The organism is Enterobacter sp. JS8-1 (assembly GCF_049187015.1).
GTDB lineage: Bacteria > Pseudomonadota > Gammaproteobacteria > Enterobacterales > Enterobacteriaceae > Enterobacter > Enterobacter mori.
Window position 1 is genome coordinate 4223995 of record NZ_CP185805.1, and the last position, 17460, is coordinate 4241454.

General features: G+C 56.7%; 20 protein-coding genes. 9 read left to right on the forward strand and 11 right to left on the reverse strand.

Going from position 1 to position 17460, the window contains the following annotated elements:
- Positions 1-4: 4 nt before the first annotated feature.
- Both ACOQH0_RS20105 and rsmI read right to left on the reverse strand, forming a co-directional pair.
- Positions 5-985, reverse strand: coding sequence for a Fic family protein (locus tag ACOQH0_RS20105; RefSeq protein WP_421511093.1), 981 nt, complete (start codon positions 983-985; stop codon positions 5-7).
- 5 nt (positions 986-990) lie between these two features.
- Positions 991-1854: a 16S rRNA (cytidine(1402)-2'-O)-methyltransferase gene (rsmI, locus tag ACOQH0_RS20110; RefSeq protein WP_063146524.1), complete on the reverse strand. Its 864-nt coding sequence runs from the start codon at positions 1852-1854 to the stop codon at positions 991-993.
- A gap of 62 nt (positions 1855-1916) precedes the next feature.
- Between rsmI and ACOQH0_RS20115 the strand changes: the two genes are divergently transcribed.
- Genes ACOQH0_RS20115 through dolP form a run of 4 tightly spaced genes read left to right on the forward strand, consistent with a single transcriptional unit; the run spans position 1917 to position 5607 of the window.
- The gene (locus ACOQH0_RS20115) at positions 1917-4058 is read left to right on the forward strand and encodes a penicillin-binding protein activator (RefSeq protein WP_421511094.1); all 2142 of its coding nucleotides are present in this window, start codon (positions 1917-1919) and stop codon (positions 4056-4058) included.
- Positions 4016-4411: a YraN family protein gene (locus ACOQH0_RS20120; protein ID WP_120159677.1), complete on the forward strand. Its 396-nt coding sequence runs from the start codon at positions 4016-4018 to the stop codon at positions 4409-4411. Before ACOQH0_RS20115 ends, ACOQH0_RS20120 begins: the two co-directional genes overlap by 43 nt.
- 20 nt (positions 4412-4431) lie before the next feature.
- Complete coding sequence (diaA, locus tag ACOQH0_RS20125; RefSeq protein ID WP_003861754.1) at positions 4432-5022, forward strand: DnaA initiator-associating protein DiaA; 591 nt, start codon at positions 4432-4434, stop codon at positions 5020-5022.
- Between the two features lie 9 nt (positions 5023-5031).
- A complete protein-coding gene (gene dolP, locus ACOQH0_RS20130) occupies positions 5032-5607 on the forward strand; it encodes a division/outer membrane stress-associated lipid-binding lipoprotein (RefSeq protein WP_089599837.1) in 576 nt (191 codons plus the stop codon).
- A gap of 50 nt (positions 5608-5657) precedes the next feature.
- Here dolP and ACOQH0_RS20135 read toward each other — a convergent pair whose 3' ends face one another.
- Complete coding sequence (locus tag ACOQH0_RS20135) at positions 5658-6695, reverse strand: permease (RefSeq protein ID WP_010435957.1); 1038 nt, start codon at positions 6693-6695, stop codon at positions 5658-5660.
- 40 nt (positions 6696-6735) lie between these two features.
- The gene (locus tag ACOQH0_RS20140; protein WP_348555949.1) at positions 6736-7380 is read right to left on the reverse strand and encodes an NAD(P)H-binding protein; all 645 of its coding nucleotides are present in this window, start codon (positions 7378-7380) and stop codon (positions 6736-6738) included.
- A 128-nt stretch (positions 7381-7508) separates the two neighbouring features.
- Between ACOQH0_RS20140 and ACOQH0_RS20145 the strand changes: the two genes are divergently transcribed.
- Complete coding sequence (locus ACOQH0_RS20145) at positions 7509-8027, forward strand: type 1 glutamine amidotransferase domain-containing protein (protein ID WP_042715100.1); 519 nt, start codon at positions 7509-7511, stop codon at positions 8025-8027.
- On the opposite strand, the gene ACOQH0_RS20150 is transcribed toward ACOQH0_RS20145, so the two are convergent.
- Entirely contained in the window at positions 8007-8441 is a 435-nt protein-coding gene (locus ACOQH0_RS20150; protein ID WP_421511095.1) for a YhbP family protein, read from the reverse strand. The two genes, ACOQH0_RS20145 and ACOQH0_RS20150, sit on opposite strands and share 21 nt — an antisense overlap.
- A 14-nt stretch (positions 8442-8455) precedes the next feature.
- On the opposite strand from ACOQH0_RS20150, the gene ACOQH0_RS20155 reads away from it, so the two are divergent.
- Entirely contained in the window at positions 8456-8785 is a 330-nt protein-coding gene (locus ACOQH0_RS20155) for a GIY-YIG nuclease family protein (protein WP_045260079.1), read from the forward strand.
- Here the strand turns inward: ACOQH0_RS20155 and ACOQH0_RS20160 are convergent.
- Positions 8772-9275, reverse strand: a complete 504-nt coding sequence (locus tag ACOQH0_RS20160; RefSeq protein ID WP_010435964.1) for a GNAT family N-acetyltransferase — start codon at positions 9273-9275, stop codon at positions 8772-8774. The two genes, ACOQH0_RS20155 and ACOQH0_RS20160, sit on opposite strands and share 14 nt — an antisense overlap.
- Positions 9269-9793 carry a ubiquinone anaerobic biosynthesis accessory factor UbiT gene (ubiT, locus tag ACOQH0_RS20165; protein WP_421511096.1) on the reverse strand — a complete coding sequence of 175 codons (525 nt, stop codon included), beginning with the start codon at positions 9791-9793 and terminating at the stop codon, positions 9269-9271. Before ubiT ends, ACOQH0_RS20160 begins: the two co-directional genes overlap by 7 nt.
- A 220-nt stretch (positions 9794-10013) precedes the next feature.
- On the opposite strand from ubiT, the gene ubiU reads away from it, so the two are divergent.
- The 3 genes from ubiU (at position 10014) to ACOQH0_RS20180 (ending at position 12981) form a co-directional block, all read left to right on the forward strand.
- Complete coding sequence (gene ubiU / locus ACOQH0_RS20170; protein WP_421511097.1) at positions 10014-11009, forward strand: ubiquinone anaerobic biosynthesis protein UbiU; 996 nt, start codon at positions 10014-10016, stop codon at positions 11007-11009.
- 7 nt (positions 11010-11016) lie between these two features.
- The gene (locus tag ACOQH0_RS20175; RefSeq protein ID WP_421511098.1) at positions 11017-11895 is read left to right on the forward strand and encodes a U32 family peptidase; all 879 of its coding nucleotides are present in this window, start codon (positions 11017-11019) and stop codon (positions 11893-11895) included.
- A 78-nt stretch (positions 11896-11973) separates the two neighbouring features.
- Positions 11974-12981 (forward strand): luciferase-like monooxygenase, encoded by a 1008-nt coding sequence (locus ACOQH0_RS20180; protein WP_047646424.1) that lies wholly within the window; start codon positions 11974-11976, stop codon positions 12979-12981.
- 94 nt (positions 12982-13075) lie between these two features.
- On the opposite strand, the gene mtr is transcribed toward ACOQH0_RS20180, so the two are convergent.
- The 4 genes from mtr to nlpI form a co-directional block, all read right to left on the reverse strand.
- Positions 13076-14320, reverse strand: coding sequence for a tryptophan permease (mtr, locus tag ACOQH0_RS20185; protein ID WP_421511099.1), 1245 nt, complete (start codon positions 14318-14320; stop codon positions 13076-13078).
- Between the two features lie 141 nt (positions 14321-14461).
- Complete coding sequence (locus ACOQH0_RS20190; protein ID WP_174340073.1) at positions 14462-16357, reverse strand: DEAD/DEAH family ATP-dependent RNA helicase; 1896 nt, start codon at positions 16355-16357, stop codon at positions 14462-14464.
- A complete protein-coding gene (gene yrbN / locus ACOQH0_RS20195) occupies positions 16350-16430 on the reverse strand; it encodes a protein YrbN (protein ID WP_098946273.1) in 81 nt (26 codons plus the stop codon). The genes ACOQH0_RS20190 and yrbN overlap by 8 nt, the downstream gene beginning before the upstream one ends.
- Before the next feature lie 106 nt (positions 16431-16536).
- Positions 16537-17421 (reverse strand): lipoprotein NlpI, encoded by an 885-nt coding sequence (nlpI, locus tag ACOQH0_RS20200; protein WP_003861782.1) that lies wholly within the window; start codon positions 17419-17421, stop codon positions 16537-16539.
- Positions 17422-17460 lie beyond the last annotated feature (39 nt).

A 17460-nucleotide genomic window follows, 5' to 3' on the forward strand; every position in this document is an offset into this window, starting at 1 on the left:
CAGGTTAAGCCATAACCTGCCAGCTTCCCCCTTTCCTTGCCCCCAGGCGTTTTAATTTACCTTTTGTTTGCAAAGAACGGAGATAACGTTCCGCGGTGCGGGAAGTCACGCCCAATACGGATGCCAGCATTACCGCAGTCATTTGCGGTTGAACGCTAAGAAGCTCAAGGATAGCCTTTTCCTTTTCCGACATTTCTTCCGACATCTTTTCCGACATTACGGACGGCATGCCTATGCCTTCCCGCAAAGCATCGGCCATATTTTGCAGCATAAACTCCACGAATGCCGTGCAATCACTGGCCCGATCGCATTGTCCTAAAATCTGGTAATAGCGCGTTTGCTTGAAGTGAATGAGCGTCTCTACGGGCAGCCATGCAAGTTCTGCCCGCCATTGGCTTAAGATCAACGTTTGCCACAGCCGCCCCATGCGGCCATTTCCATCTGAAAAAGGATGGATGAATTCAAACTCGTAATGAAATACCGAGCTGGCAATCAGCGGGTGAAGGTCGGTTTGCTTAAGCCAGGCAAGAAGATCGTCGATAAGGCGGTTCATCTGCGAGGCTGGCGGAGCCATGTGGACTAACTGGTTCCCACGGTATATCCCTACATCCCCATGCCTGAGCTTGCCGGGATTATCGACCAGACCCGTCATTAATAAACGGTGTGCAATGAGTAAGTCTTTAAGCTTCCAGGGCTTCCATTCGGGCAATTTTTCATAAGCAAGAATCGCGTTACGCACTTCCTGGATATCTTTTTCAGGTGCGAGCACGCGCTTACCCTCCATGATTGCCGTCACTTGCCCGGTCGTCAGAGAGTTATGCTCAATTGCCAGAGAAGCCTGGATTGTACGGATTCGATTCTCTTTGCGCAGTAGCGGAGAGGTTCTTCCTGAATGTGCAGCCCAGTGCCCTAATAGCTCACCGATCTCAACAACCTGATTGAGAATTGAGGGTGTGATGGAAAAAGGAGGCTGGTAGCGGCTCATCTGGACTACTCCCCCTGCTGCTCCAGCGCATACTTATACAGCGCATTTTTCTTCACGCCGTGAATTTCCGCCGCCAGCGCAGCGGCCTTCTTCAGCGGCAGTTCCGCCTGCAGCAGCGCCAGCGTGCGCAGCGCGTCGGCAGGCAGTGCGTCTTCCTGCGCTTTATGCCCTTCGACAATCAGCACCATTTCTCCCTTGCGGCGGTTTTCGTCTTCCTTCACCCACGCCAGCAGTTCGCCCACTGGCGCGCCGTGGATCGTTTCCCAGGTTTTGGTCAGCTCGCGCGCCAGCACCACGTAACGGGATTCACCCCAGACAGTCACCATATCTTCCAGGCTTTCCAGCAGGCGGTGTGTGGATTCGTAAAAAATCAGGGTGCGCGGCTCGGCCTCCAGATCCTTCAATACGTCGCGACGGCCTTTGGATTTAGCTGGCAGGAAGCCTTCATAGCAGAAGCGGTCAGACGGCAGACCTGCGGCGCTTAACGCAGCAATCGCCGCGCACGGCCCCGGCAGCGGCACAACGCGAATACCGGCTTCGCGACAGGTACGCACCAGGTGATAGCCAGGATCGTTGATCAGCGGCGTACCGGCGTCGGAGACCAGCGCAATGTTCTGCCCTTCCTTAAGTTTCGCCACCAGCGTTTCGGCTTTTTGTTGCTCATTGTGATCGTGCAGGGCAAACAAACGGGCGTTAATCGCAAAATGTTGCAGCAGTAAGCCAGTGTGGCGGGTATCTTCAGCGGCAATTAAATCAACAGCTTGCAACACGGTGAGCGCACGTTGGGTAATATCAGACAAATTCCCGATAGGAGTAGGTACAATATAAAGCTGGCCTTGAGAATTATCTGCCGTTTCGTGTTGTTTCATTGTTTCGTCCGTATTGCCGATTTAATATTGAGCATTGCGTAAAAAAAATCACTGGATACAGTATGGTACCGTTAACGTTTCTTCGAAAAAAAGCCACGCGCAGCGTGCCGCTTCTGCTCGCAGCCCTGATCTTTGCAGGCTGTGGCACCCAGGCACCCGATCAGACCGCTGCCCATATGCAGGGATCCGCTCAGGCTGATTCTGGCTTTTATCTGCAACAAATGTCGCAGAGCTCAAATGATACCAAGACCAACTGGCAATTACTCGCCATTCGTGCACTGCTGAAAGAGGGTAAAACCCAGCAGGCCGCCGAACTGTTCAATCAGCTACCGCAGGATCTTAACGACGATCAGCGCCGCGAGCAGGGTCTGCTCTCTGCTGAACTGAAGGTAGCGCAGAAAGATTATGCGGCTGCGAAGAAAATCCTTGGAGACATCGACGTCGGTGCGCTGGACAAAAACCAGCAGTCGCGCTTCTGGCAGGCGGGCATTACCGCCGAGCAGGGTCGCCCTTCCCTGACGCTGCTGCGCGCGCTTATCGCCCAGGAGCCGCTGCTCTCGGGTGCGGATAAACAGAAAAATATCGATGCGACATGGCAGGCGCTCGCCTCCATGACTCAGGAACAGGCGCAAACGCTGGTTATTAACGCCGACGAAAATGTTTTGCAGGGCTGGCTGGATCTGCAGCAGATGTGGTTTAACAACCGCAGCGACCCAACGATGCTGAAAGCAGGTATTACCGACTGGCAAACCCGCTACCCGCAAAACCCGGGCGCGAAAATGCTGCCGACGCAGCTGGTGAATGTGCAGAACTTTAAGCCAGCCTCGACCAGCAAAATCGCGCTGCTTCTGCCGTTGAACGGCCAGGCGGCGGTCTTTGGTCGCACCATTCAGCAAGGCTTTGAAGCGGCGAAAAACGGGACAACTGCCGTAAGCGGTAGTGCCGTACCGGCTCAGTCCGCACAGGCAGCCAACGTGAACGACGTTGTCAGCCCTTCTGCCGCTGAAACCAGCGACCTGACTGCAGCACAAGCGCCAGCGCAGGGGACAATGCAGAACCCGGTCACCGCGCCGACGACGCCACCAGCCGCAACACCTGCACCTGAAGCAGTACAGGCTCCTGCGGAAACTCAGGCTCCCGTGACGGCTGAACAGCCACAACCGCAAGCCGCGCCAGCAGAACAGCAACCTGCCACGCAGCCTCAGGCCGTGGCAACCACCAGCGCCAACCCGAGTGCTGAGCTGAAAATCTACGACACCACCGCTCAACCGCTCGATCAAGTGCTGGCGCAGGTGCAAAAAGATGGCGCGAGCATCGTTGTCGGTCCCCTGCTGAAAAACGACGTGGAAACGCTGATAAAGAGCAACACCACGCTGAACGTGCTGGCGCTTAACCAGCCAGAGAACGTGCAGAACCGTGCCAACATCTGCTACTTTGCTCTCTCGCCAGAAGATGAAGCCCGCGACGCGGCGCGACATATTCACGAACAGGGTAAACAGGCGCCGCTGCTGCTGATCCCGCGCAGCGCGTTGGGCGATCGCGTCGCCAATGCCTTTGCCGATGAGTGGCAGAAGATCGGCGGTGGCGTGGTACTGCAACAGAAATTTGGTTCCGCCTCAGAACTGCGCGCTGGCGTCAACGGCGGCGCAGGTATCGCCCTTAACGGTAGCCCGGTCAGTGCCAGTCTGCCGCAGCAGCAGAGCGTGACCATCGGCGGCCTGACCATTCCGGCCCCTCCTACCGACGCACAAATCAGCGGTGGCGGCAAAGTGGATGCGGCCTACATTGTCGCGACGCCGGAAGAGATTGCTTTCATCAAGCCGATGATTGCGATGCGCAACGGCAGCCAGAGCGGCGCAACCCTCTACGCCAGCTCGCGCAGCGCGCAGGGCACCGCAGGCCCGGATTTCCGTCTGGAAATGGACGGCCTGCAGTACAGCGAAATCCCAATGCTCGCGGGCAGCAACCCGCCTCTGATGCAGCAGGCGCTGAGCTCGGTACGTAACGACTACTCGCTGGCACGTCTGTATGCCATGGGCGTGGATGCGTGGGCGCTGGCAAACCACTTCACCCAGATGCGTCAGGTGCCGGGCTTCGAGCTCAACGGCAACACCGGCGATCTGACCGCCACTCAGGACTGTGTGATTAACAGGAAGTTATCATGGCTCAAATACCAGCAGGGGCAGATCGTCCCGGCCAGTTAAGCCGCAAAGCGACCGGCGATGCGTGGGAGTTAAAAGCGCGTCGCTGGCTTGAAGGCAAAGGACTGCGTTTTATCGCCGCCAACGTCCGCGGGCGCGGCGGCGAAATCGACCTTATCATGAAAGACGATCGGGTCACCGTGTTTGTAGAAGTGCGTTTTCGACAGTCCTCCCGTTTTGGCGGTGCTGCCGCCAGCGTGACGCTCGCCAAACAACATAAATTATTACAGACTGCCCACTTGTGGCTTGCCCGCCATAATGGGAGCTTTGATACTGTGGATTGCCGGTTCGATGTGATAGCCTTCACCGGAAATGAGATCGAATGGCTTAAAAACGCTTTTGGCGAAGACGCATAATTGAGATTTAAAGGGATAACGTGCTCGAAAGAATTAAAGTGTGCTTCACAGAAAGCATTCAAACACAGATTGCCGCGGCGGAAGCCCTCCCGGACGCGATCTCCCGCGCAGCAATGACGCTGGTACAATCTCTTCTGAACGGCAACAAAATCCTCTGTTGTGGCAATGGCACTTCAGCCGCCAACGCACAGCATTTTGCTGCCAGCATGATCAATCGTTTTGAAACAGAACGCCCGAGTTTACCTGCCATTGCACTTAATACCGATAATGTGGTCTTAACAGCGATTGCTAACGATCGTCTGCATGACGAGATTTACGCGAAGCAGGTGCGCGCCTTAGGCCATGCCGGGGACGTGCTGCTGGCCATCTCCACGCGCGGTAACAGCCGGGATATCGTTAAAGCCGTTGAAGCGGCGGTCACCCGCGACATGACCATCGTTGCGCTGACCGGCTATGACGGCGGCGAGCTGGCAGGTTTACTGGGGCCGCAGGATGTGGAAATTCGCATTCCGTCTCACCGTAGCGCGCGTATTCAGGAGATGCACATGCTCACGGTGAACTGCTTATGCGATCTGATCGATAACACGCTTTTCCCTCACCAGGATGATTAAGGAGTTCTAATGAAGGCTTTATCGACCCTTGCAGTCCTTATGTCTGCACTTCTACTTCAGGGATGTATTGCCGCTGCTGTTGTCGGTACCGCAGCTGTCGGCACCAAAGCGGCGACCGATCCGCGTTCTGTCGGGACGCAGGTTGATGACGGTACGCTGGAGCTACGCGTCAACAGTGCGCTGTCGAAAGACGAACAAATCAAGAAAGAAGCGCGTATTAACGTAACGGCTTATCAGGGCAAAGTGCTGCTGGCAGGCCAGGCGCCTAATACCGAATTAGCCTCCCGCGCTAAACAGATCGCGATGGGTGTAGAAGGTACAACAGAGGTGTTCAATGAAGTGCGCCAGGGCCAGCCAATTGGTTTGGGCGATGCGTCTTCCGATACCTGGATCACCACGAAAGTGCGCTCTCAGCTGCTGGGATCGGACCAGGTGAAATCGTCAAACGTGAAAGTGACCACCGAGAACGGCGAAGTGTTCCTGCTGGGTCTGGTGACTGAGCGTGAAGGGAAAGCGGCGGCGGATATCGCCAGCCGGGTGAGCGGCGTGAAGCACGTCACTACCGCGTTTACTTATATCAAGTAATTCACACCTGACGGTAAGCCCGGTAAGCGCCAGCGCCACCGGGCTTTTTTTTACATCAACGCAATACTGCCCACAATCACCCCACTCAACGCCACCAGCCCCGCCGTCAACCACAGCGCTTTCGCGGGGAATGACTTACGCAGCATGATAAGCGACGGCAGGCTGATCGCCGGCAGCGTAATCAGCAGCGCCAGCGCCGGGGCGGTCCCCATGCCAGCCAGCATCATGGTCTGGACAATCGGAATTTCCGCCGCCGTTGGGATCACGAAGAGGCAGCCTGCAACGGCCATCGCAATGACCCACATCAGCGTGTTGTCGATAGCGCCATCCGCATGCGGGAAGAGCCAGACGCGCGCCGCCCCCAATACCAGCACCGCCAGGATATAAACCGGGATGGTGCTCCAGAAAAGCTGCCACAGCGCGATACCCCAGCGCGCAAAAAAACCACCCTGCGGCTCACTGATGTCCAGCTCAACGGCAGCGGTCTCAGGCGCGTTGTCCTTCACCAGTTTTTGCACCAGCGTCGCCACCACCAGCACCGTCGCCAGCCCGGCAACCAGGCGGATCGCAGCAAAATGCCACCCAAGCACAAAGCCCATAAAGACCAGCGTTGCCGGGTTGAGTAGCGGGTTACCCATCCAGAACGCCAGCGCGCCGCCCATCGACACGCGCTGACGACGCATACCCGCCGCAACCGGTGCGGCGCAGCAGGAGCACATCATGCCCGGCAGGGAGAAAATCGTCCCCAGCAGCGTGCCCTGAAAACGTGGCTGGCCGAGTGTTTTCACCAGCCAGTTGCGCGGGATGAGCACCTGTATCAGCGAGCCCAGAATCACGCCCAGTACAGCGGCTTTCCAGACGGCAAGGAAGTAGACCATGGCGTAATCCCACGCCGCCTGAAGCGGGCTGGAATCAGCCTGGGCGAGAATAGATTTACCGATGCTGTGCGTTTCGGCGGCGGTGAAGGCTTTGCCGTAGTACGGCTGCCATTTCACATACCAGAGGCCAACAATGACCACGAGAAAGAAAAGTGCGGGCTTCCACCATTGAACAGGTGTTGCCGCCTGAGATGAAGACTGACCAGTCATAGCATTCCCCGGAGAGTATTAGGTTATTAGCCGGGGGAGTTTACGCCTCGTCCTGGGCGATTTCACGCAGTTTTGCCGAAGGGATAATGTTGACCCCGGCTTTCAACGGTGCCAGCCCTTCTTTTAGCATCGCAAGGGCGACGTCCCGCGCCTCGATAGATTTCAAGTTGCCGGGAAGGATCTTAAACAGCGGGGCCAGGATCGACTCGTTAAATCGACGTTCGTCCCTGTGGCCGCTGAGCATCGAGGGGCGCACAATCGTTAGCTGCTCCCATTTCTGCGCGATCAGCGCATCCTCCATCTTGCCCTTCACCTTGTTGTAGAAAAAAGGCGATCCGGCATTGGCACCCAGCGCGCTGACCACCAGAAAATGTTTGGCCCCCAGTTTTTTCGCCGTGAGCGCCGTGTCCACCACCAGCGTGTAGTCGGCATGGATAAATGCCTCTTTGCTGCCCGCCTCACGCCGCGTGGTACCCAGACAACAAAAGGCGATATCAATGGGATCCTGGACCTGCGCCAGCGCGTCCGTCAGCTGCGGATCGTGCGGGTTAAATACGCCGGAGACGTCCGCCAGCGGCCGACGCGTAGGCGCTGCAATGTAGTTCACGCGGCGATCCTGAATCAGCAACCGCAGCAGATGATCCCCCACCAGCCCGGTGGCGCCCGTAATCAGTACCTGACTCATCGTATCCCCTTTACAGAATTGTCCGTTTGCGAACTCAGCGTGGTCGACCACACTTAGAAGTCTGTTACAGGTAAGTATTTACCACAAGCGGAGAAAAATCAGTCTGAAGCCAAAACAACGGAGGAAGCATGGGCAAGAAAATCGCAGTCTTGATTACCGACGAGTTTGAAGATTCAGAATTCACCTCTCCAGCAGAGGCGTTCCGCAAGGCGGGACACGACGTCATCACCATTGAGAAAGAGGCGGGAAAAACGGTGACAGGCCATAAGGGTGAGGCCAGCGTGACGATTGACGAGTCAATTGATAACGTCAGCCCGTCCGATTTCGACGCTCTGCTGTTACCCGGCGGCCATTCACCCGACTCCCTGCGCGGAGATGAGCGCTTCGTCACCTTCACCCGTGACTTTGTGAGCACCGGTAAGCCGGTATTTGCTATCTGCCACGGCCCACAGCTGCTGATCAGCGCCGAAGTCGTGCGCGGGCGTAAGCTTACCGCCGTGAAGCCGATCGTTATCGATCTGAAAAACGCAGGCGCTGAGTTCTACGATCAGGAGGTGGTCAACGACAAAGACCAGCTGATCACCAGCCGGACCCCGGACGATCTCCCGGCGTTTAACCGCGAAGCGCTACGTCTGCTCGGCGCGTAGCCAGTGCAGCTTCTTGCCAAAGCCCAGGGTGTTGTCGGTAAATTTCAGCTCATCGAGGCGGATTTCCCACACCGGGGCTTTTAGCGCAGCGGCAACGGGAAAGCGGCGCGTGTAGTGCCTACGATGCGCGTCGCTCTCTTCTCCATCCAGCCGACGAATTTCACCTTTGAACTGCACGCCGCGGATCAGCGCGACCGTTTTCGGCTGGCCGTTCACCGTGCCTGCCACCTTTGCGTGCTGGCCGGTCATCTGCGCATGACGCGTGTTGTCTTCACTCATGACGTAAAAAGCCACGCGCTCAGGGTCGTAGTAGTAAAACGCGTTGGCGCACCACATCTCACCCTCGTCACAGACGCACCAGGTGACAACATGCTGCTTCGCCAGCCAGCGGTTAATGGCGGCCAGTGTTTCCATTTTCGTTCTCTCTCATGCTATGGTGCGTTCACCTTAACATACTGAATCTGTTTACCGTGTGCTGGTTTCTCTATCTTGTCCGAACCGCTGATAACGCTCTCTACACCGGGATCACCACCGATGTGGCGCGGCGTTTTTTACAACATCAAACGGGGAAAGGAGCAAAGGCGCTGCGGGGGAAAGGGGAACTGCAGCTGGCATTTTCAGCCGCAGTGGGCGACAGATCGCTGGCGCTCAGGCTGGAATACCGCATCAAGCAGCTCACGAAGCGCCAGAAGGAGCGCCTCGTCACCGGAGACGGCTCCTTTGAGGCGCTACGCGAGAGCCTGATTAAAAGCGATTGAAATGGTCGTGGTAGTCCACCAGGCCATTAACGCCGTTGAGGGCGTCGTCCGCCAGACGGTGCACCTGGAAAGCGGATTCCGTACCCGGCCAGCGGCAACGCAGGTCGTAATGTGCGGCCTGCTCGAAGCCTAATCGACCATAGAACGCCGGATCGCCCAGCGTGACCACGGCGGCATAGCCAAACTCATTCAGCGAGTCCAGCCCTTCATAGACCAGCTGGCGCGCCAGACCTTGCCCGCGATAGTTTTCATCTACCGCCAGCGGTGCCATTCCTACCCACTGAAGATCGTCGCCCTGAACGATGACCGGGCTGAAGGCAACATAGCCGACGACCTGACCTTCATCATCGGTAGCAACCAGACCCAGCGTGATCAGGCCGTCTTCACGGAGATCGTGGACCAGTTGAGCTTCCGCATCGCTCTCAAAAGAGCGGCGCAATAACGCATCGATACCCGGTGCATCAATCCCAATTTCGACTCGAATCAGCATGGCTCACCTACTGAAGTGTGTTTACTGTCCGGCGGGGTTTTCAGCCCGGCCTCAACAAAATCTGCCATTTGCATCAACATCACGCGCAGCGCTTTCGGCATCTGCTCCAGCTCAATGGCATCCATTAAATTCTTCACGTACAGGCCAAGCTCCGTGTCCCCTTCAATCACCAGACGGCGCTGGAAGAAGAGCGTATCCGGATCCTGCTTACGTGCGGCGATCATCAGCAGATCGCTGGCATCAGCGCTAAAGCTCACGTCCGCCTCTGCGGATTCGCACACGATCAGCTGGCCGTTCTCTACGGAGGTAAACCAGCGCAGCCCGATGTCGCGTACCTCAATGCTCAGCCAGCGGCCTTCCAGGAACTCCAGCTCGCCGTCCTGCAGTGCCTGGCGGAACTGCCAGCTCAGGACCTGCTCCAGCACCTGGCGCTTAAGCGCGAACGGTGCCAGCTTGACCGGCACGCTCAGCATAGATGGACCCAATTGTACGAGACGTGAACGCAGTTTCTCCAGCACGAGCTTTACTCCCTGATATCTGTAATCCCGCTATTTTGCCACATCCATTCCAGAACATAGCGGCGTAAATCAACAAACCGTCGTCCGGCTTACCTCATTATTGGTGTCATCAATACGCCATTAGCTGCCTTAAATCAAAAATTGTCGCCTGTGGGTTAATTAAAATCCCAGCTCGTTAACAATTTTGCGATCCCAGCGATCGAGAACATCAGGATAAATTATGGAGCTGCTCTGCCCTGCCGGAAACCTTCCGGCGCTTAAGGCGGCCATCGAAAATGGGGCCGATGCGGTCTATATCGGGCTAAAGGATGATACCAATGCCCGCCATTTTGCTGGCCTCAACTTTACGGAGAAAAAGCTTCAGGAAGCCGTTAACTTCGTTCATCAGCACCGCCGCAAACTGCACATTGCCATCAACACCTTTGCCCATCCTGATGGCTACGCCCGCTGGCAGCGCGCGGTGGACATGGCGGCACAGCTGGGTGCCGATGCACTGATCCTGGCCGACCTTGCCATGCTTGAGTATGCAGCAGAACGCTATCCGCATATTGAGCGCCACGTCTCTGTTCAGGCATCCGCCACCAACGAAGAAGCCGTGCGTTTTTATCATCAAAACTTCGACGTGGCCCGCGTGGTGCTGCCGCGCGTGCTCTCTATTCATCAGGTTAAGCAACTCGCGCGCGTCACGCCAGTGCCGCTGGAAGTTTTTGCCTTTGGCAGCCTGTGCATCATGGCCGAAGGCCGCTGCTATCTCTCCTCTTATTTAACCGGTGAATCGCCGAATACCGTCGGAGCCTGCTCCCCTGCCCGCTTTGTTCGCTGGCAGCAGACCCCTCAGGGGCTCGAGTCTCGCCTGAATGAGGTGCTGATTGACCGCTATCAGGACGGTGAAAACGCCGGTTATCCAACCCTATGCAAAGGCCGCTACCTGGTCGACGGCGAGCGCTACCACGCGCTGGAGGAGCCCACCAGCCTCAACACGCTGGAACTGCTGCCGGAACTGCTGGCGGCCAATATTGCCTCGGTGAAAATCGAGGGTCGCCAACGCAGCCCGGCCTACGTGAGCCAGGTGGCGAAAGTATGGCGTCAGGCCATCGACCGCTGCATGGCGGACCCGCAGAACTACGCTCCGCAGGCGAACTGGATGGAGACGCTCGGTTCGATGTCCGAAGGCACGCAAACCACCCTTGGCGCGTATCACCGTAAATGGCAGTGAGATAACCATGAAATATTCATTAGGACCGGTGCTCTACTACTGGTCAAAAGAGACGCTGGAAGATTTTTACCAACAGGCCGCCGCCAGCAGCGCCGATGTGATTTACCTCGGCGAAGCGGTGTGCAGCAAGCGCCGCGCCACCAAAGTGGGCGACTGGCTGGACATGGCGAAAAGCCTGGCCGGAAGCGGCAAGCAGGTGGTGCTCTCGACGCTTGCGCTGGTGCAGGCGTCTTCCGAACTGGGCGAGCTGAAGCGCTATGTCGAAAACGGCGAATTCCTGCTGGAAGCGAGCGATCTCGGCGTGGTGAACATGTGCACTGAACGCAAGCTGCCGTTTGTCGCGGGCCATGCCCTGAACTGCTATAACGCCGTGACCCTGCGCCTGCTGCTTAAGCAGGGGATGACGCGCTGGTGCATGCCGGTTGAACTCTCCCGCGACTGGCTGGCAAACCTGCTTAATCAGTGCGACGAGCTGGGCATTCGCAATCAGTTTGAAGTGGAAGTGCTGAGCTACGGGCATCTGCCGCTGGCCTACTCCGCCCGCTGCTTTACCGCGCGCTCGGAAGACCGCCCGAAAGACGAATGCGAAACCTGCTGCATCAAGTACCCGAACGGACGCAGCATGCTGTCGCAGGAAAACCAGCAGGTGTTTGTCCTCAACGGCATTCAGACCATGAGCGGCTATGTTTATAACCTCGGCAACGAGCTGGCGTCGATGGACGGTCTGGTGGATATGGTTCGTCTGTCGCCGCTCGATACTGGCGTGTTCGCGATGCTGGACGCCTTCCGCGCCAATGAAAACGGCGCCGCTCCGCTGCCGCTGACGGCAAACAGCGACTGCAACGGTTACTGGAAACGTCTCGCCGGGCTGGAACTACAGGCGTAAAAAAGGCTCACTTTGTTAACAACGGTTATCATTTTTTAATGCAGTATTAAAGATTCACCGTCGACAAAGTGAGCTGTTATGACTGACAAAACCATTCCGTTTTCGGTGCTGGATCTGGCGCCGATCCCTCAGGGCTCCTCGGCTCGAGAAGCCTTTTCGCACTCTCTCGATCTCGCTCAACTGGCCGAAAAGCGTGGCTATCACCGCTACTGGCTGGCCGAGCACCACAACATGGTGGGCATCGCCAGCGCCGCCACCTCGGTACTGATTGGCTATCTGGCGGCAAATACGACTACCCTGCACCTGGGCTCCGGCGGCGTGATGCTGCCTAACCACGCCCCGCTGGTGATTGCCGAGCAGTTTGGCACCCTGAATACGCTCTATCCGGGGCGTATTGATTTGGGCCTTGGTCGCGCGCCCGGCAGCGACCAGCCGACCATGCGCGCCCTGCGTCGCCATATGAGCGGCGATATCGACAACTTCCCGCGCGACGTGGCCGAGCTGGTGGACTGGTTCGACGCGCGCGATCCTAACCCGCACGTGCGCCCGGTCCCGGGCTACGGTGAGAAGATCCCGGTTTGGTTGTTGGGATCAAGCCTGTATAGCGCACAGCTCGCCGCGCAGCTTGGGCTGCCGTTCGCGTTTGCCTCGCACTTCGCACCGGATATGCTGCATCAGGCGTTGCATCTTTACCGCACGAACTTCAAACCGTCCGAGCGTCTGGAGAAGCCGTACGCGATGGTCTGTATCAACATCATTGCCGCCGACAGCAATCGCGACGCGGAATTCCTGTTTACCTCCATGCAGCAGGCATTTGTGAAGCTGCGTCGCGGTGAGACGGGCCAGCTGCCGCCGCCGGTGGAGAATATGCATCAGCTGTGGTCAGCCTCGGAGCAGTATGGCGTTCAGCAGGCGCTGAGCATGTCGCTGGTGGGTGATAAAGCGAAAGTGCGTCACGGGCTGGACGCGGTGCTGCGCGAAACGCAGGCGGATGAAATCATGGTTAACGGCCAGATTTTCGATCATCAGGCGCGATTGCATTCGTTTGAACTGGCGATGCAGGTGAAAGAAGAATTGGTGGGGTAGTTTTTTGCCGGATGGCGGCTTCGCCTTATCCGGCCTACGGTTTTCTCCCTCTCCCTTCGGGAGAGGGCGGGCTGAGGGGATCAGGCCGCACGGTTTAATGGTAAACAGGCAACAGGTTAAAACTCGACAGCACGTGTACCAGCGCGTTGCCAACGCCAAACACCAGGATCAGTGCAATCATCGGCTTGCCGCCCCAGACGCGGAATTTCGGGCTGCCGAAGCGTTTACGTGATTTACGCGCCAGCAGCGCCGGCACAATCGCCGCCCAGATGGTTGCCGCCAGTCCGGCATAGCCGATGGCGTACAGGAAACCGTTCGGCCACAGCAGACCACCCACAATCGGCGGCAGGAAGGTCAGCAGCGCGGTTTTGAAGCGCCCTATCGCAGAATCATCAAAGCCAAACAGATCCGCCAGGTAGTCAAACAGCCCCAGGGTCACGCCAAGGAATGAACTCGCCACCGCAAAGTTAGAGAAGACCACCAGCAACAGATCCAGGCTGCGGCTGTTCAGCACGCCGCTCAGGGCCTGCACCAGCACGTCGATGTTACCGCCCTTCTGCGCAATGCCGATAAATTCTGGACGTGGGATGTTGCCCATCGTCCCCAGCAGCCAAATCACGTACAGCCCCAGCGCCAGCAGCGTACCGTAGACCAGACACTTCACAATGGTGCGCGGATCTTTGCCGTAGTACTTCATCAGGCTCGGCACGTTGCCGTGGTAGCCAAACGACGCCAGACAGAACGGCAGCGTCATCAGCAGGTACGGCGTGTAGGAGGTATTCACTTCGGCGACGTTAAACAGCGTGGCGGGCGTCACGTGCCCCAGCAGGCTGCCGAAGGTCAGGAAGAAGGTGATGACTTTAGCGCCCAACACGATCGCCGTCATGCGGCTCACCGCCCTGGTACTCATCCAGACGATAAACGCCACGCCCAGTGCAAAGCAGAGCCCCGCCAGACGCGCCGGAACGTTCAGCGACATCTCAGCAAAAGTGTGGTGCAGAATCGAACCGCTCGCGGAGATATACGCATAGGTCAGGATGTAGAGCACAAACGCGATGGACAGCCCGTTCACCAGGTTCCAGCCTTTGCCCAGCAGATCTTTGGTAATGGTGTCGAAGCTGGAGCCAATGCGATAGTTCAGGTTCGCCTCAAGGATCATCAGCCCGGAGTGGAGCATGCAGAACCAGGTGAACACCAGCGCCGCCAGCGACCAGAAGAACCACGCACCGGACATGACCACTGGCAGGGAGAACATCCCAGCACCAATGATGGTACCGCCGATGATCACCACGCCGCCAAGCAGCGAGGGTGACGTTTGGGTGGTGGTTAGTGTCGCCATACAGCCATTACTCCAGTCAAAAATGTGGTATGCAGTTTAATGTGCAGCACTGTACCAGTACAGGAGTACAAAGGGAATAAAAAAAGCCCCGATAGCAATTATCGGGGCTGTATATATTACTTTACGTCAGTGGCGTAAGGCTTACGCGTCACGGCGACGGCTTGAGCTGTCATCACGACGTGGGCCACGGCTTTCACGGCGTTCGCCGGAGAAACGACGTGGTTCACCACGACCTTCGCTACGACCGCCTTCACGACGTTCGCCACCGAAGCTGCGGCCACCGCCACGACGCTCGCCACCGCGGTCAGAGCGAGGCTGTGCATCACCCATCAGCTGCATGTTCATCGGCTTGTTCAGGATGCGAGTACGCGTAAAGTGCTGCAGTACTTCGCCCGGCATGCCTTTTGGCAGTTCGATGGTGGAGTGAGTACCGAACAGCTTGATGTTACCAATGTAACGGCTGCTGATGTCGCCTTCGTTTGCAATCGCGCCAACGATATGACGAACTTCAACACCGTCATCACGGCCAACTTCAATGCGGTACAGTTCCATTTCGCCAGCGTCACGACGCTCGCGACGTGGACGGTCTTCACCACCACGCTCTGGACGGTCACCGCGTGGGCCACGATCATTGCGGTCATTACGGTCGCCACGACGTTCGAAACGATCGTCACGGTCACGGAATTCACGCTTAGGACGCATTGGCGCATCTGGTGGCACGATCAGGCTACGTTCGCCCTGAGCCATTTTCAGCAGTGCTGCAGCCAGGGTTTCCATATCCAGCTCTTCGCCTTCAGCGGTAGGCTGAATCTGCGACAGCAGCGCACGGTACTGATCCAGATCGCTGCTTTCCAGCTGCTGCTGGACTTTCGCGGCGAATTTTTCCAGGCGGCGTTTGCCCAGCAGATCTGCGTTTGGCAGGTCAGCTTCTGGAATGGTCAGCTTCATGGTGCGTTCAATGTTACGCAGCAGACGACGCTCGCGGTTCTCAACGAACAGCAGCGCACGGCCCGCACGACCCGCACGACCGGTACGACCGATACGGTGAACGTAAGACTCAGAGTCCATTGGGATGTCGTAGTTAACAACCAGGCTGATACGCTCAACGTCCAGACCACGTGCTGCCACGTCGGTTGCAATCAGGATATCCAGACGACCGTCTTTCAGACGCTCCAGAGTCTGCTCACGCAGGGCCTGGTTCATGTCGCCGTTCAGCGCTGCGCTGTTGTAGCCGCTACGCTCCAGGGCTTCAGCCACTTCCAGGGTCGCGTTTTTGGTACGAACGAAGATGATCGCCGCATCAAAATCTTCTGCTTCCAGGAAACGTACCAGCGCTTCGTTTTTGCGCATGCCGTACACAGACCAGTAGCTCTGGCTGATGTCCGGGCGAGTGGTCACGCTGGACTGAATACGCACTTCCTGCGGCTCTTTCATGAAGCGGCGGGTAATGCGACGGATAGCTTCTGGCATGGTTGCTGAGAACAGAGCGGTCTGATGACCTTCCGGGATCTGCGCCATGATGGTTTCGACGTCTTCGATGAAGCCCATACGCAGCATTTCATCTGCTTCATCCAGTACCAGGCCGCTCAGTTTAGAGAGGTCCAGAGTACCGCGCTTCAGGTGATCCAGCAGACGACCCGGCGTACCGACGACAATCTGTGGGCCCTGGCGCAGGGCGCGTAACTGCACGTCATAACGCTGGCCGCCGTACAGGGCTACCACGTTTACGCCGCGCATATGTTTAGAGAATTCCGTCATTGCTTCAGCAACCTGAACAGCCAGTTCACGGGTTGGAGCCAGGACGAGGATCTGCGGAGCACGCAGGTCCGGATCGATGTTGTTCAGCAGCGGCAGCGAGAACGCTGCGGTTTTTCCGCTACCAGTCTGGGCCATGCCCAGCACGTCACGACCGGCGAGTAAATGCGGTATGCATTCTGCCTGGATCGGAGATGGTTTTTCGTAACCCAGATCGTTAAGGGATTCAAGGATAGGAGCCTTCAGGCCCAGATCTGCAAAAGTGGTTTCGAATTCAGCCATGTAGTACAAGTGCCTCGATATTAATGGCGGCCAGTCTACATAACTCATCGTGAAAATTTTCGGTAATTTTCATTGAAAGTGTGAACCGGCTCAAAGTAGGTGTATTGACGAACAACAACGCCCTCACCAGTTAAGGTGATGGCAATCAAAAGATTACGGGCTGATGTTTATGTCGTCAGCTATTGCTGGTCCGATTCTGCCAGGTCGTCTTGCTCCTGGCCCAAGAGCGATAATTCCAACAATGCATAACGGTGCTCAACGAAGTTGTGTACGTTGTTAGCAACCGCTAATTTGAACAGTGCCGTAGCGCTGTCCATATCCCCCAGACTTAGGTAGTACTTACCTAAATAGAAGTTGGTTTCACTGAGATGCTCAGCGAGCGAGGTGTTATCCGTTGCGTCCGCCTTGAGGCGTTCCATTAGCGTTGCTTCGCTAATGTTGCCCAGGTAGAACTCGACAATGTTCCATCCCCATTGTTCCTTGTCCGATTTCTCGAAGCGCTGTTTCAGTGCTTCTTTGGCCTGCTTCTCATCGAGCTTCTGCTCAACGATGTAAAGCCACAGGCTGCGGAAAGGATCATTAGGATCGTCTTGATAAAACGCCAGCAGATCATCTTGCGCTAACTTATCACGACCGCCGTAATACAATGCGATACCGCGATTCAAGTGCGCGTAGTTGTAAGTTGGATCAAGCTCAAGTACAGAATCAAACGCTTCATAGGCAGCATCAAAATTGCCTGCCTGCGTTAAGTAAATGCCTAAGTAATTGAATACTTCAGGCATATCAGGTCGAATTGCCAGCGCTTGTGAAAAATCATTCCGCGCTAATGCCCTCAGACCGAGACTATCATACAACACTCCGCGCTCATATAAAAGCTGTGCGCGTTCGTCATCGGTTAAAGCCCGACTGGCAAGAATTTGTTCCATGCGTGCCAGAATCACTTCCTGCTGCAAAGTCGGTTGCAATGGCACTGCGAGGACTTCGCTCTTACGCCAGGCAGAGTTGCTGCATCCTGCCAGCGTTAAAGCTGTCGCAACGAAACACCAGCGCAAAAAAGGCTTCATTTCCCACTCCCGAAGACAACTATTGGATGAACGTCCTGT

Coding starts and splice junctions, on each gene's coding strand:
- ACOQH0_RS20105 (WP_421511093.1), bottom strand. CDS start 985: ATGAGCCGCTACCAGCCTCCTTTTTCCATCACACCCTCAATTCTCAAT.
- rsmI (WP_063146524.1), bottom strand. CDS start 1,854: ATGAAACAACACGAAACGGCAGATAATTCTCAAGGCCAGCTTTATATT.
- ACOQH0_RS20115 (WP_421511094.1), top strand. CDS start 1,917: ATGGTACCGTTAACGTTTCTTCGAAAAAAAGCCACGCGCAGCGTGCCG.
- ACOQH0_RS20120 (WP_120159677.1), top strand. CDS start 4,016: ATGGCTCAAATACCAGCAGGGGCAGATCGTCCCGGCCAGTTAAGCCGC.
- dolP (WP_089599837.1), top strand. CDS start 5,032: ATGAAGGCTTTATCGACCCTTGCAGTCCTTATGTCTGCACTTCTACTT.
- ACOQH0_RS20135 (WP_010435957.1), bottom strand. CDS start 6,695: ATGACTGGTCAGTCTTCATCTCAGGCGGCAACACCTGTTCAATGGTGG.
- ACOQH0_RS20140 (WP_348555949.1), bottom strand. CDS start 7,380: ATGAGTCAGGTACTGATTACGGGCGCCACCGGGCTGGTGGGGGATCAT.
- ACOQH0_RS20145 (WP_042715100.1), top strand. CDS start 7,509: ATGGGCAAGAAAATCGCAGTCTTGATTACCGACGAGTTTGAAGATTCA.
- ACOQH0_RS20150 (WP_421511095.1), bottom strand. CDS start 8,441: ATGGAAACACTGGCCGCCATTAACCGCTGGCTGGCGAAGCAGCATGTT.
- ACOQH0_RS20155 (WP_045260079.1), top strand. CDS start 8,456: ATGCTATGGTGCGTTCACCTTAACATACTGAATCTGTTTACCGTGTGC.
- ACOQH0_RS20160 (WP_010435964.1), bottom strand. CDS start 9,275: ATGCTGATTCGAGTCGAAATTGGGATTGATGCACCGGGTATCGATGCG.
- ubiU (WP_421511097.1), top strand. CDS start 10,014: ATGGAGCTGCTCTGCCCTGCCGGAAACCTTCCGGCGCTTAAGGCGGCC.
- ACOQH0_RS20175 (WP_421511098.1), top strand. CDS start 11,017: ATGAAATATTCATTAGGACCGGTGCTCTACTACTGGTCAAAAGAGACG.
- ACOQH0_RS20180 (WP_047646424.1), top strand. CDS start 11,974: ATGACTGACAAAACCATTCCGTTTTCGGTGCTGGATCTGGCGCCGATC.
- mtr (WP_421511099.1), bottom strand. CDS start 14,320: ATGGCGACACTAACCACCACCCAAACGTCACCCTCGCTGCTTGGCGGC.
- ACOQH0_RS20190 (WP_174340073.1), bottom strand. CDS start 16,357: ATGGCTGAATTCGAAACCACTTTTGCAGATCTGGGCCTGAAGGCTCCT.
- yrbN (WP_098946273.1), bottom strand. CDS start 16,430: ATGAAAATTACCGAAAATTTTCACGATGAGTTATGTAGACTGGCCGCC.
- nlpI (WP_003861782.1), bottom strand. CDS start 17,421: ATGAAGCCTTTTTTGCGCTGGTGTTTCGTTGCGACAGCTTTAACGCTG.